General features: G+C 44.6%; 12 protein-coding genes and 1 pseudogene. 5 read left to right on the forward strand and 8 right to left on the reverse strand.

What is annotated here, in order from left to right; genetic code table 11:
• Positions 1-277: 277 nt before the first annotated feature.
• The 5 genes from ccmE to ccmA form a co-directional block, all read right to left on the reverse strand.
• A complete protein-coding gene (ccmE, locus tag RTR63_RS08135; protein ID WP_040404183.1) occupies positions 278-763 on the reverse strand; it encodes a cytochrome c maturation protein CcmE in 486 nt (161 codons plus the stop codon).
• An 84-nt stretch (positions 764-847) separates the two neighbouring features.
• Entirely contained in the window at positions 848-1,057 is a 210-nt protein-coding gene (gene ccmD, locus RTR63_RS08140) for a heme exporter protein CcmD (RefSeq protein ID WP_203172364.1), read from the reverse strand.
• Between the two features lie 116 nt (positions 1,058-1,173).
• Positions 1,174-1,965, reverse strand: a complete 792-nt coding sequence (locus tag RTR63_RS08145) for a heme ABC transporter permease (protein ID WP_312385360.1) — start codon at positions 1,963-1,965, stop codon at positions 1,174-1,176.
• 105 nt (positions 1,966-2,070) lie between these two features.
• Positions 2,071-2,739 carry a heme exporter protein CcmB gene (locus RTR63_RS08150; RefSeq protein ID WP_007117161.1) on the reverse strand — a complete coding sequence of 223 codons (669 nt, stop codon included), beginning with the start codon at positions 2,737-2,739 and terminating at the stop codon, positions 2,071-2,073.
• Positions 2,740-2,750: 11 nt separating this feature from the next.
• On the reverse strand, positions 2,751-3,413 hold the full coding sequence (ccmA, locus tag RTR63_RS08155) for a heme ABC exporter ATP-binding protein CcmA (RefSeq protein ID WP_095356617.1): 663 nt from the start codon (positions 3,411-3,413) through the stop codon (positions 2,751-2,753).
• A 285-nt stretch (positions 3,414-3,698) separates the two neighbouring features.
• On the opposite strand from ccmA, the gene RTR63_RS08160 reads away from it, so the two are divergent.
• Complete coding sequence (locus RTR63_RS08160) at positions 3,699-4,481, forward strand: YbjN domain-containing protein (RefSeq protein WP_219332185.1); 783 nt, start codon at positions 3,699-3,701, stop codon at positions 4,479-4,481.
• Positions 4,482-4,548: 67 nt separating this feature from the next.
• Here the strand turns inward: RTR63_RS08160 and RTR63_RS08165 are convergent, their stop codons facing one another.
• Entirely contained in the window at positions 4,549-6,654 is a 2,106-nt protein-coding gene (locus RTR63_RS08165; RefSeq protein WP_312523652.1) for a 2,4-dienoyl-CoA reductase FMN-binding domain-containing protein, read from the reverse strand.
• Positions 6,655-6,975: 321 nt separating this feature from the next.
• Here RTR63_RS08165 and RTR63_RS08170 point away from each other — a divergent pair, with 321 nt between their 5' ends.
• The 4 genes and pseudogenes from RTR63_RS08170 to RTR63_RS08185 all read left to right on the forward strand — a co-directional run bounded on the left by RTR63_RS08170 (position 6,976) and on the right by RTR63_RS08185 (position 11,862).
• Positions 6,976-7,812 carry a DegV family protein gene (locus tag RTR63_RS08170; protein WP_239743757.1) on the forward strand — a complete coding sequence of 279 codons (837 nt, stop codon included), beginning with the start codon at positions 6,976-6,978 and terminating at the stop codon, positions 7,810-7,812.
• Between the two features lie 157 nt (positions 7,813-7,969).
• Positions 7,970-9,601: pseudogene (locus tag RTR63_RS08175) on the forward strand (AMP-binding protein); the annotation flags it as partial.
• 462 nt (positions 9,602-10,063) lie between these two features.
• The gene (gene recA, locus RTR63_RS08180) at positions 10,064-11,119 is read left to right on the forward strand and encodes a recombinase RecA (RefSeq protein WP_138018465.1); all 1,056 of its coding nucleotides are present in this window, start codon (positions 10,064-10,066) and stop codon (positions 11,117-11,119) included.
• Positions 11,120-11,229: 110 nt separating this feature from the next.
• On the forward strand, positions 11,230-11,862 hold the full coding sequence (locus tag RTR63_RS08185) for a regulatory protein RecX (RefSeq protein ID WP_203172371.1): 633 nt from the start codon (positions 11,230-11,232) through the stop codon (positions 11,860-11,862).
• A gap of 8 nt (positions 11,863-11,870) precedes the next feature.
• On the opposite strand, the gene RTR63_RS08190 is transcribed toward RTR63_RS08185, so the two are convergent.
• Complete coding sequence (locus RTR63_RS08190; RefSeq protein ID WP_219332180.1) at positions 11,871-12,959, reverse strand: sulfate ABC transporter substrate-binding protein; 1,089 nt, start codon at positions 12,957-12,959, stop codon at positions 11,871-11,873.
• A 180-nt stretch (positions 12,960-13,139) separates the two neighbouring features.
• On the reverse strand, positions 13,140-14,427 hold a 1,288-nt coding region (gene ffh, locus RTR63_RS08195; protein WP_312523653.1), incomplete at its 5' end, for a signal recognition particle protein.

A 14,427-nucleotide genomic window follows, 5' to 3' on the forward strand; every position in this document is an offset into this window, starting at 1 on the left:
GCTGCCGCTTCTGCTGCTGCAACTGTTGCTGACGCTTCTGCATCTGCTGCAAAATAATCAGTTTTTTAAACTGAACAAAAAGGAAACCCGAGCGGTTTCCTTTTTTTATGCTTAAAAATTTTATGGTTAAAGATTTTGTATGGCATAAAATTTTTAACATTATTTAGATATTAAAAAAGTGGGTCAATGCCCACTTTTTTAGCTACATGGCTTTCTTAGCCCGCTGATTTTTTAGCTAATTAATTTTTTACCTAAGTGGCTTTTTAGCTAAGTGAATTTATTGTTTAACAGGGGTAGCTGGCATAAACTGCGCTTGGTTGACATCAGTGCCATTGGCTTGATGCTGCGTTTTTAGTGATTTTGCCACTTCAGGCGGCATATAATTCTCATCATGCTTTGCTAATACTTCGCTTGCTACAAAAGTATTGCCTTCAAGCGAACCCGTAGCTACCACGCCCGAACCTTCGGCAAATAAATCTGGTAAGATGCCTTTATAAGATACCGGTACGGTGGATTTAAAATCGGTGATTTTAAATTTGACATTGAGTGGGTCTGTGCTATCTCGCTCGACACTACCACGCACGACCATGCCCCCTGCTCGGATACGGGTATCTTCAGGTGCTTTGCCTTGACTAATGGCTGTGGGGTCAAAATAATAGTCGGTTTGTTGTCCTACCGCATAAATTACAAGGACGACGGCAATGATTGCGCCAAATAAGGTTGCCATTACCCACATTAATTTTTTTTGTCGTACTTTATTCATCGCTTTTTTTCATCTCACTTTTGATGAACCACACCCTATGGGTCTACTTGTCTATTATAACACTGATTAGGGCGATAAATACTATTATCCGCTACTCTTAGCCGTACGCTGATGACGCTGTTGCTGGCGCGCCTGCTGGGTAGTGATATCTCGGTAGGTCGCTTTACGCTGACTACGACTAAAAAAGACGAGCGCGATAATGCCTAGTAAAGTCAGTAGCCAAGTTGACCACACATAACTACCATGCCCACCCATGGCGATAAACTCGGCAAAATTACGAAAATACGGGCTCATTGGTCACCTCAGGTTTGAATGTAGGTTTAGAGAATAGATTGATGGCATAGGATTAAAGCTATCGCTAGTTAAATGGCGATACTTTATGTCAATAAGCAGGCTCTAACGATAACACTTTAACGATATAGTCGTTTGCACTCATCAATCACCCACTGTTTGCTACTTTCGCGTTGCAAAATCAAGGTGTTGGTACGATAGATTGTCAGCGCAGCCACCAAAAAATAACTGCCTAACATCATCAGCAACAGCGGAATATACATATCAGGCGGCATTTTTGGACGCTCAGTTACGGTAAATGTCGAGCCTTGGTGTAGGGTGTTCCACCAGTTGACAGAATATTTGATAATCGGCAAATTAACCGCACCTACAATCGATAAAATCGCCGCCGCTTTACCACGACTAGCGGTATATTCAAATGCAGCAAATAGCGCCATCACGCCTGCGTATAAAAACGCCAAAATCAGCATAGAAGTGAGACGCGCATCCCATACCCAGTATGTGCCCCAAGTAGGCTTTGCCCAAATAGAGCCTGTAAGTAAACTTAACACACAAAGCATGAAGCCAATCGGCGCAATCGCTTGGGCAACCAAATTGGCGGTTTTAATTTTCCAGACCAAAAAAATCACCCCCAGAATTGCCATGCCCAAATAAATTGACATGGCTAGACTGGCAGTGGGGACATGGATAAAGATAATGCGATAGCTATTGCCTTGCAAATAGTCGGGTGGCGCAAACGCTAATCCCCAAACGGCACCCACCGCTAATAGCAGCGCAGCAATGACAGCTAAATATCTCACCCAAGGGGCAAAAATACGATAAAACTCTTTGGTGCCAACAGTTTTAAGAAATCCTTGCCAAAGGCGAGAAAAAAAGCCATTTTTGCCAACGTTTGGGGTAATTTCTGCCATGGAATGCGCCTTGCTTTTTTTTCTAAAATGAATGTAAGCCATCAACAATAAGATATTTGTTCGCTTATTTTACTGGTATTTGGGGATTTTTTCATCTAAAAATCATCAGCTTAACCAAGCCAGTTTTAATGAAAATGCAATCACAAAAGGCGTGACGATGACTGCCAAAATACTGCCCGCCAGTAATAGTGCTAAAATCGGATAACCGTTAAGCCCCATGGCAAATTGCCCCACTGCCCCCGTAGCAAAAATCAGCACAGGGAGCTGCATCGGTAACGAAATCAATGGCACCAACACCGCGCCGTTTTTTAGCGATAATGTCAAGCTACTGGCAATCGCTGATAAGCACAACAAAATCGGACTGCCCACCAAAATAGAAGCACTCAGGGCAATGGCTGCTTGGCTCGTCAAACCAAAAAGCGGCATCGCCAAAAATGCGAGCAGACACACCATACCCGCACTGGTTAGCCAATGCACGATGAGCCGTACTAGTACCCAAGTGGGAATCGAGGCACGAGCGACAACCAATTGCGCCAGTGTACCGTTATCGAGGGCTGGGCGAAATAAGTTTTCCATACCCATAATCAGCGACAATAACGCTGCAATCCATACCGCAGGCACGCCCAGTTGCTGCAGTAATTTTGGCTCGGTGCCCATCGCCAGTGGAAATAAGGTGATGATAATTAAAAACAACACCAGTGGATATAACCACTGCACTTTGTTTTGCTGTTTGATTTGCCATTCGCGTTGCCACAGGGCAGAAAAATCAATCATTGCAGTTGCCCCTAAACCATATACAAAGTTAAATCTAATTGCTTGTTGGCGACGGCGACAGTTTGGTGGCTGGTCATGAGCACTGCCCCGCCGCGCTGAACGAATGTCTGCATCAAGTGTTCAATTTTGGCAATCATATTGACATCAAGCGCGGTCAGCGGCTCATCAAGTAGCCAGCAAGGAAATTGCGCTACATACTCCAGCGCAAACAGCAAGCGTGCCAAACCCACGCGGCGCGTCTGCCCTGCCGAGAGTTGATAGCAGTTGATTTTCTCATAACCTGCTAACCCAACCCAATCGAGTGCTTGCTCAAGCGCCTCTGCGCTTGGTTTGATACCATACAAGGCTAACAAAAATCGCAAATTTTGCTCAACGGTGAGTTGCAAATGAATACCCAATTGGTGCGCCACATAAAATGGCTGCACAGGTAGCCCTGCCTTGCCCTGCCAGCTAATATCACCGGTTAAAACAGGAATCAACCCTGCAAGCTGCATCAAAAATGTAGTTTTGCCAGTGCCATTTTCACCCACCAAATGACAAATATCGCCACGGTTTAGCACCAAATTCACCGCTTCACACAGCGGAAATTCGCCACGTTGTATAGTGACATTGTGACAGTTTAGCAGCGAACTGGTCGTTAAGGTAGGTATAGCAGTGGGTGTTGGATTTGGCATAGCATTGGTTAAAATTTGCAAGTCATTAAATAGATAACAGATTAAATTGATAAATCACAGCCCTATACCCATTGTATAGATAATTGGCTAAAGTTGTGTAGAACGCTTATTATATACTAACTTGCGACAGGTCTTTGCTATTATCAATATAAAGTATCCATATAAAGCTTGGTGATAGCGTCAAAGTTTTACCAACCTGTTTGTTAACTTTTTTTATTTTTTAACTGTTCTGCTTTTCGTTTTTCTTTCTATTTTTAGCTATTTTTTGTTGGGTAAGTGAAATCAATGTCCAAAAATCCGAAGCGTTTATGGCAACGCCTAAAACTGTTCTTTACTGCTGAAAAATCAGCGCCGCTCCCTGTAGCCGATAAAACAACTGACCCTAGTCATTGTGCTGAGTCAGGCGAGCATACCGAAGCTACTGGCTATCAGCCTTTTACTAAAAATCGAATCAATCCAGCGTTTGATGAGGATAGCCATTCACAAGATGAACCGATTTTAGCCAGTGACGCGCTAAATGCAGATGACGAATTCGAGCTACAACCGATTACCCCCGATGACATAGAGCATATCTTAGCCAGTATGGGTTATCAATTTATGTATCACCCTGCCAGCGAACAAGATGAGCAAAGCATTCATCATTATACGATGCAAGTGTCAGATAAAGAGCGGCATTGGGGTTGTATGATTCGTTTTTTTAGTGAGCAGCAATTGATTGCGGTGTACAGTATTTATCCTACGGCGATTGCTGAAGCCAATCGTCCTGAGATGCTCGCCATGCTGGCTTATCTAAATTATGATTTGATGATTGGTAATTTGGAAATGGATGTGATGGACGGCGAGCTGCGCTTTAAGACGTCGCTTGATTTGGAGGTGACGGGGGTGAGCGAGTTAATTATGAGTTATTTGATACAGAGTAATTTCTCGTTGTTTTCACGGCTGTATGACACCATTCGCGAGATGATTGAGCAGCCCCATACTACGCATGATTTGCAAGGTGCGGTAGACAAGCTGATTGACTCTCAGCAAGCCCGCAATTTTTTCTTGGCGTCTGATGCCATTCAATAATAAGCGGCCAACATAAAAAAGGCGATGACATTCATTCATCGCCTTTTTTATGAGATAGTAAAAGCTGCTACAACATGGCAGCGACTTCCGCGCCTTCGCGAATGGCACGTTTAGCGTCCAATTCGCCTGCCAATTTTGCCCCACCAATCAAGTGATATTGGGCTGTCAAGTCATCACCCACCGCAGGCATCAAGTCATTGACCGATTCTTGCCCCGCGCAGATAACGATACTATCAACGCGCAATAATTGGCTATGACCGTCTGGGTTAGTAATCCAAATGCCTTCATTGGTAATTTTCTCATAGCCAATGCCGCTCACCTGTTTGACGCCATGCTTATTGATATGAGCACGGTGCACCCAGCCTGAGGTTTTATTGAGACCTGCCCCCAAGCGACCTTTTTTACGCTGCATCAAATACACTTCACGGGTCGGGGTAATGGGCTCTGGTTTTACCAGTCCACCTTCGCTGTCATAGTGTGGGTTGGTGTCCACACCCCACTCACGTTTCCATGAGGCTACGCTTTGCGGATGGGGTTGATAAATCACCTTGCCTTGCGCATCTTTTTCAAACGGTTTCACATGGGTGGAGGTCAAATATTCGCTAACATCGAAACCAATTCCGCCTGCACCGATTACCGCGACTCGCTTACCTGCGACTTTTTGACCCGATAGCAATTCGGCATAGCTCATTACTTGCGGTAACTCCACCCCTTCAAAGTCAAGCGCCCGTGGAACAACGCCTGTCGCAATAATCACATCATCAAACTGACCTGACTCTAGTTCCTCTTTGCTTACTTTATGATTGAGTTTGAGCTCAATGTCTAAACTGTCCACCAAATTGGTAAAATAGCGGATGGTTTCAAAGAACTCTTCTTTACCTGGAATCACTTTGGCATAGTTAAACTGTCCGCCGATTTTATCCTGTGCTTCAAACAAAGTGACCTGATGACCGCGTTTGGCGGCGACCGTCGCCGCTGATAGCCCTGCCATGCCTGCGCCCACGACGGCAATTTTTTTGGCTTTTTTGGCAGGTTTATAGACCAGTTCGGTTTCATAACAGGCTTGGGGGTTGACCAGACAAGTTGAGCGTTTATTGTCAAATGTATGATCTAGACACGCTTGGTTACAGCCAATACAGGTATTAATTAAGTCAGTTTGTCCTAAACTGGCTTTTGCCACCCAGTCTGGGTCTGCCAAGAACGGACGCGCCATTTGTACCAAGTCAGCTTGGTTCTCTGCTAGCAGCTGCTCGGCAGTCTCTGGCATATTGACACGGTTGGCAGCAATCACAGGAATAGTCACGTGGCGTTTGACTTCAGCAATCACATCGGCAAACGCTGCGCGTGGTACCGACGTGACGATGGTCGGGATACGTGCTTCATGCCAGCCAATCCCGGTATTTATTATGGTCACCCCGGCTTTTTCGATGGCTTTGGCGATAGTAATGACTTCATCCATGGTGTTGCCATCGGGCACCAAGTCAATCATCGATAAACGGAAGGTGATGATAAACGCTTCTCCCACCGCCTCGCGTACCGCTTTGATGACTTCGAGCGCAAAACGCATACGGTTTTCTAGACTGCCACCCCATTGGTCGGTGCGCTGATTGACGTGATTGCTTAAAAACTGATTGAGTAAATAGCCTTCTGAACCCATGATTTCGACACCATCATAGCCCGCCATTTGTGCAAGTTTGGCAGTTTTGGCATAGTCTTTGATAGTCGCCAAAATATTTTTTTCACTCATTTGACGAGGTTTGAAAGGTGAAATAGGCGACTTGATGGCACTGGCTGATACCGCCAATGGATGATAACCATAGCGACCGCTATGCAGAATTTGCAAGATGATTTTGCAGTCATATTGGTGCACAGCTTTGGTGACTTTACGATGGTTTATCACATCGCCTTTGTGATTGAGCGTCCCGCCTGCCGGCACTAACCAACCTTCATGATTGGGCGAGATACCGCCCGTAATCATCATGGCAACACCCCCTTTGGCGCGCTCGGCAAAATAAGCGGCTAGCTTTGGATAGTTAAAAAACCGATCTTCAAGCCCTGTGTGCATCGAGCCCATCACAATACGATTTTTTAACGTGGTAAATCCTAAATCTAGGGGCTCAAAAATATGCGGATAATGGGTGTTATGAGTAGATATCCGGCTGTTATTTGACATAAATAATCCTTGGCAGTAATTTCCTTTCACTATTTGGTCACATTAAGGAATTAATCTTGTCACTTTGTCAAAGAGCTCGTTATTATAATCAATTCGTTAATGTGGGAATTCGTCAATGTGGTCACGCAATGTAGCTATATCAATATACCTTAAGCATACATCAAACCAAAAATAGGTCAACCTATTATAAATAGTCATGTTTGAAAGCATAAGGTAAATTTTGTCCGCATGAGTCTACAAAAAAGTCATGCTTATTTTTGTGATAATGCTAATATCAAGCTAGGATAAAAGTACAACCGAAGGGAAATTACTGTGAAAAAAATGATTGTGAGCACGTCTACGTCTTGTCTTGACGACCTTGGCATTCCAGAAAATGTCAAAATGTTGCCAATGAATATCCATATGGGCGGTGCCAATTATCTAGATGGACAAAACCTAAGCTTAGACAGTCTATCGCGTATTCTACTCGATACCCCCAATATCGACATCAGTACCTCTGCCCCCACTGAAAATCAGCTCATTGAATTCTTTTATCAACTCATCAAAGAAGACGTGCAAGAAGTTTTATTCATCTGTTTGTCCTCTTCTTTAAGCCAGACCTACAAAAACTTGCTCAATATCAGCTCGATGTTTAGCCATCGCATGAAAATTTATATTTATGATTCACGCACGATTTCACATGGCGAAGCGATTCTTGTACAAGAAGCCTCACGCTTACTCAAAAAAGGCACAGAAATCCCTCAAATCATCACCGAAATCAACCGCCTGCGCGATAAAATCCATATCTATTTGGCAGTTGATAACCTTAAAGGCATGATTCGTACCAAGCGTATTTCAGCCCCAGTCGGCTTTTTTGCCAATTTATTCGGTATTAAACCGATTGTAAAAGTCGAATACTCAGGTCAAATAGTCGCCTTTGAAAAGGTGCGTAGTTTTGAAAAATGTATTGAGCGACTCGCCGATGCTATCATCACCGCCGCCAATGGCAAAAAAGGTACAATGTATGTGCTTAGCGGCAATTTAAACCCTCATACCAAGTCATTACTCAACTATTTATCGTTACGCGGTTATGCTAAAACCGAAGTTCTTCCTGCCGCCAGTGTCTCTATAGCAAATATCGGTGTGTTTACACTTGGCTGCGTATTTGTCGAAGACTAAACCCTGACTGTGTTGTGCTAGCTTGTAAAACACAGTCAAGGCTTATCTATTTTGGTCATTTTTTTATATTTTATCAAAAAGCACACTGATATATAGGATTTGGTCAAAATCCTTGTTATGATAAAGGCGTTTATTTATTAACTACAGGGATGTCGTTATGCCAAACTTCCATACAGGGCTGGAAAAAAATCCTGCCAACTATACCCCGCTTACTCCCATTGATTTTATTGAGCGTACTGCTAGCATCTATCCCGATCAAACGGCGATTGTGTATAAAGATTATGAGCACAATGACCTGCGTCAAAGTTGGGGCGAAACCTATAATCGCTGCCGCAAAATGTCGGATGCCCTAAAAAAACTGGGCATCGATAAAGACGATACCGTTGCAGTGCTATTGCCCAATACCCCAGCTATGGTTGAAGTCGCGTTTGGCGTACCGATGTCTGGTGGTGTGCTATGTACCTTAAATACCCGTTTGGATATCAATGCCTTGGTATTTTGCCTACAGCACAGTGAAGCGAAAGTATTGATTGTCGATACTGAGTTTGAACAGCATATTGCGCTGGTTCAAGAGTCATTTCCTAATTTAATTATCATTCATGCCACCGACCCTGCCGTCACGCCCACTGAACAATTTGGCAATATGACGTATGAGGAATTGATCGCCTCAGGAACCGACTTAGACAACTGGGAAAAACCAACTGATGAATGGGATGCCATCGCGCTCAACTACACATCAGGTACCACAGGTATCCCAAAAGGCGTGGTGTATCACCATCGTGGTGCCACCTTAAATGCCGTCTCTAATATTTTAGATTGGGATATGCCAAAGCACCCTGTGTATTTATGGACGCTCCCCCTGTTTCACTGTAATGGCTGGAGCTTTCCTTGGAGCATTGGTGAGCGTGCAGGTACCAATGTGTGCTTGCGCAAAATTGATGCTGATTTGATTTTACGTTTGATCGCCGATGAAACAGTTACCCATTATAGCGCAGCGCCTATCGTGCATAACATGATTGCCAATGGTAATGAAGCGCTGAAAAAAGCCATCAAACATGAAGTACGTTGTAATGTCGCAGGCGCGCCACCGCCTGAGTCTTTGCTCGCCAAAATGGAAGAAATGGGCTTTAAAATCACGCATGTCTACGGTTTGACAGAAGTATATGGTCCCGTCACCCTGTGTGTCGAGCGCCCAGAATGGGATGATTTGACTGTCAGTGAACGCGCGCAAAAAAAATCCCGCCAAGGCATGAACTCACATTTGCTAGCGGGGTTTGATGTATTCAAACAAGGCACTACTACCCCGGTTGCAGCTGATGGTAGCGAAATTGGTGAGCTGGCTATCCGTGGCAATATGGTGATGAAAGGCTATCTAAAAAACCGCAAAGCCACTGCAGAAGCCTTTAACGGTGGCTGGTTTAAGACCGGTGACTTGGGCGTCAAATACCCGGATGGTTACATTAAAATTATGGATCGGCTCAAAGACATCATCATCTCGGGCGGTGAGAATATCTCAAGTATCGAAGTGGAAAACGTGCTGTATCGTATGCCAGAAGTGGAAAGCTGTGGGGTGGTTGCTGCTCCCCATGACAAATGGGGTGAAGTACCGGTAGCCTTTATCGAAATCCGCGAAGGCTCAACGCTAGATCGGGAAGATATCATTGCACATTGCCGTAAATATTTGGCAGGTTTCCAAGTGCCCAAACATATTATTTTTGCGCAAATCCCAAAAACCTCGACAGGTAAAGTGCAAAAATTTGAGCTACGTCAAGCGGCACGCTCACTGGCGCATGAAGAAGCAAAAATCACTCACCATCATCCGCAAAGCTATTTGGCGGCAACAGCGGACTCAAATCCGAGCACTGCCATACCTAGCTCTGCCATACCCAGCTCTGCCATACCTAGCAACACCCAAACCCCACCCAATGACTCACCAGAAGATGCGGCACACTAAGGCTCAATATTGGCGACGCGCATTGCATATCCTCACTTCGTTAGTGGGGATTTTTGTTGCAACTTATAGCTTGAAAACACCCAAAAAACACCCATTTATATAGAGATTTTCTCATGTCATTTTTAATTAATTATTAACAATAATAAGCGACAATATATGTCGTATATCAGTGATTTAGCCCTATAATTTTTCGTATATTTTGTTATTATAGCTTTATCAATTCACTTCTTTTTTAACTTATCACTACCTTTAAATTTTTCCCGTTTTTATTAACCTTTTTTATGACAAGGAGTCCTTATGGACGACAATAAAGCCAAAGCTTTAACTGCCGCTTTATCACAAATTGAAAAACAATTCGGTAAAAATACCATCATGCGCCTGGGTGATGAGTCAGCAAAAATCAACGTGGATGTAGTCTCCACAGGCTCATTGGGTTTGGATATTGCACTGGGCATTGGCGGTTTGCCAAAGGGTCGTATCGTAGAAATTTATGGTCCTGAAAGTTCGGGTAAAACCACTTTAACCTTGCAAGCAATCGCCCAATGTCAAAAGCAGGGCGGTACCTGTGCTTTTATCGATGCTGAACATGCGCTAGACCCTATTTATGCCAAAAAATTGGGCGTTGATGTCGACGCTTTACTTGTCACGCAGCCTGACAACGGTGAACAAGCGCTTGAAATCACCGATATGCTAGTGCGCTCAGGTGCGGTGGATATGATTGTTGTTGACTCGGTCGCTGCCCTTACCCCACGCGCGGAAATTGAAGGCGAGATGGGCGACAGCCATATGGGTCTGCAAGCGCGCTTGATGAGCCAAGCGTTACGAAAAATCACCGGTAACGCCAAACGCTCTAACTGTATGGTGGTATTCATTAACCAAATTCGTATGAAAATCGGTGTCATGTTTGGCTCGCCAGAAACCACAACCGGTGGTAACGCCCTTAAATTCTATGCGTCGGTGCGCTTGGATATTCGTCGTATTGGTGCGGTTAAAGACGGTGAAAACATCATCGGTTCTGAGACCCGCGTTAAGGTAATCAAAAATAAACTGGCGCCGCCGTTTCGCCAAGCAGAATTTGACATCATGTATGGGACAGGTACCAATCATCTAGGTGAAGTGGTTGACTTGGGTGTCGATATTGATGCGGTCAAAAAATCGGGCGCTTGGTACAGCTACAATGACAGTAAAATTGGTCAAGGTAAAGCCAACGCCATTAGATTCTTGGAAGAAAATCCCCAAATCGCCCAAGAGATTGAAGCCAAAGTGCGCGCTGCTAAGCTTGGTAATGTCGAACCTGTTCCAGAAGAAGCGCATGACGTTGAACCCCCTGAGTTTATCGAAGGTATGCAATAATTGCTTAGCTAACCAAAACCCTAGTTTTTACTGGGGTTTTTGTTTTTATACTGCTCAACTTGTTCGCCAGCCGATGTTTAACCTTTTTTTTAATCACCCTTAAAACCGCTATGCCAGATCCTAAATCCTTGTTAGAAACTATCGAAAATCAGTTAATGACTGATGAACAACGCCAAGCTTACCATGACAAACTTAAAGCCGAGAGCTACATGCGTTGGCTCGCGTTTTATTATCTTGGGCGGCGTGAGCAGTCTAAAAAAGAGCTGCGGGACAAACTATTGGCAAAAGGATGTGATGCGGCGGCTATCGAAGCGCTTTTGAGCGAATTTGAAGCAGAAGGCTATCAAAGTGATGAGCGTATGACATCTGCATTGATCAAAGAAGGTATCGGCAAGCAATATGGTACCCAGCGGATTTTTCAAACGTTAAAAAAACATGGATTAACCACCGTCCGTTCGGTCAGTGCGATTAATGCATGGATTGAGACGCACAATGATTTTTTTGAGGATTTATTACTCAATGATATCGAATCAGACACGGTGGATGACAACCCAGATGAGGCCTATGAAGTGGATTGGCTTGCCCAAGCGGTGGCTGCACGGGTACGAAAATACGGTGATGCCATCCCGACAGAGCCTAAAGAAAAAGCCCGTCAACTGCGATTTCTGCAATATCGGGGCTTTGCTGCCGATGTGTGTTTTGATGCCTTAAAGTATGACTTAACCACCCTAGCCAATCGCTAGGGCAACGGCTATTTTTTTACCGCCAATTGGTCAAAAATTGCGCCATCTTTAAAAAACTTGCTCATAATCTCATCCCAGCTACCAAAAACTTGATTTGGCTCAAACGTGGCAATTGCAGGAAACTGGCTTTGGTATTTTGCCAAAGTCGCCGCATCCACAGGGCGCAAATAATTCTTGGCCATAATCTCTTGGGCAGGCGTATCCCACAAACCTTTTAAATAGGCTTTGGCCAATTCAGTGGTACCTTTTTGCTCGGTAACGGCATTCACCACAGCGACAGGATTACTAATCTTGACCGAATAACTGGGATAAACAATCTGTAAGTTTTTATCGGCAAATTCTTTTTTGGTGATTTGTGCTTCATTCTCTGTGGTAATCAGCACATCGCCAATTTCTCGTTGTAAAAAGCTTGTTGTCGCTGCCCTTGCGCCACTGTCATACACTGCCACATTGCTCAAAATTTGCTTCACCAGCGCTTTGGTCTTGGCTTCGTCATTATTGAAGTGGTGCAAGCCATATCCATACGCACCCAAGAAACCATATCTTGCTGTACCACTGGTTTTTGGATTGGCAATTACGATACTGACACCGGGTTTTGCCAAGTCATCCCAGTCTTTGATTTGCTTGGGGTTGTTGTTACGAACTAGTAGTACCATGGTGCTGGTATAAGGTACCGCGTTATTGGGAAACGCTTGTTGCCAGTTTTTATCCACCAAGCCTTTTTTCACCAGCAGTTCTACATCTGAGGTTTGGTTCATGGTCACTACATCCGCTTTAAGCCCATTCGCCACGCTCAAGGCTTGTTTGCTTGAGCCGCCATGCGACTGCTGAATAGTGACGGCTTGTTTTTGCTGCCCCGTAAAAATTGGGTTGTATTCTTTATACAACTCGCGGGACACATCGTAAGATACGTTTAGCAAAGATACACCATTGCCGTTAGTGGCTGAAGCGCTGGCTGCACTCTCGTTTTTGGGCGGAGCTTTTTGGCAGGCAGTTAAGCTTGCCACTGCCATCACTGAGATGCCGGCTAATGCAAAGATTTTACCTTTAGATTGCGTACGGGTAATTAATGGGTGATTTTGGGTCGCGTTTGTCATGTTTTCCTCATAAGTTTTCAAAGTGCCAAGCTAAACATCCAATGGCTTAATGATTGAAAATATAGTAAGGATTTTTAATTATACTGTCTTGGAATATTTAATACTTTCATTATTCCTTAGTTGAATAAAAAAGCCCGTAATGCATACGGGCTTTGAAAGTACAATCCTGCGATTAAAATTTTAAAAACGGGTTTTGAATTTTGGCGCAACTGGATTGGCTTGACCATTAACTGTCGTGGTATTTGCGCCTGCTTGGTTGTTTTGTCCAAATAATGGACCACCGCCACCGCCCATGCCTTTGGTCAACCCTTGCACTGCTTTCATCATTTTGCTGATGCCCGATGGGTCAGATAGCATCTTCATCATTTTTGCCATTTGCTTGTGCTGCTTTAACAGCTGATTGACGTGCTGTACGTCTTTACCCGCGCCTGCCGCGATACGGCGTTTACGGCTTGGGTTGATTTTATCGGGGTTTTTACGTTCAAATGGGGTCATGGAATGAATGAGTGCTTCCATTTCTTTGACCTTTTCTTCTGGTTTGGCATCTGATACCGCTTTTTGGACATCTGCACCGCTCATGCCTGGCATTTTATCCAAAAAGCCCGCCATGCCACCCAAATTTTTCATTTGCTGGAATTGGGTTAGCAAATCCTCAAGGTCAAACTCGCCGCCTTTTTGGATTTTTTTTGCCATTTTTTCCGCTTTTTCGCGGTCAATTTTTTGCTCGACTTCTTCGACCAGTGACAGCACGTCACCCATGCCCAAGATACGCTGTGCCACACGTTCAGGGTGGAAGGGCTCAAGCGCATCAAGTTTTTCACCACGACCCAAGAATTTGATCGGTTTGCCAGTGATGGCACGTACCGACAATGCCGCACCACCGCGCGCATCGCCGTCAGTCTTGGTCAAAATCACGCCGGTCAAAGGTAGCGCATCATTAAAGGCTTTTGCAGTATTTGCCGCATCTTGACCGGTCATTGAGTCAACCACAAACAAGGTTTCTGACGGAGTGACGGCTGCGGTTAAGGCTTTGATTTCGTCCATCATGGCTTCGTCGATGTGCAGACGACCTGCGGTATCGATAATCAAAATATCTTGAAACTGTACTTTGGCTTGTTCGATGGCGCGTTTGGCGATATCAATCGGGTTTTGGTCAGCACTTGATGGCACAAAATTGGCTTTGACTTGCTCAGCGACTTGCTCAAGCTGCTTGATTGCTGCGGGGCGATAGACGTCCGCAGAGACTAGCATGACTTTTTTCTTATGGCGCTCTTGCAGATATTTGGCAAGTTTACCGGCTGTGGTGGTTTTACCCGCCCCTTGCAAACCCGCTAGTAGATAGACAACAGGTGGCTTGCCTGTCATTTCAAGTGATTGGTTCGCACTGCCCATCATCTCGGTCAGTTCGTCATAGACGATTTTGACAAAGGCTTGACCTGGGGCGAGTTCTTTAAGGACTTCTTGACCT

Source organism: Moraxella sp. CTOTU47724 (assembly GCF_032014955.1).
Taxonomy (GTDB): Bacteria; Pseudomonadota; Gammaproteobacteria; order Pseudomonadales; family Moraxellaceae; genus Faucicola; species Faucicola tetraodonis.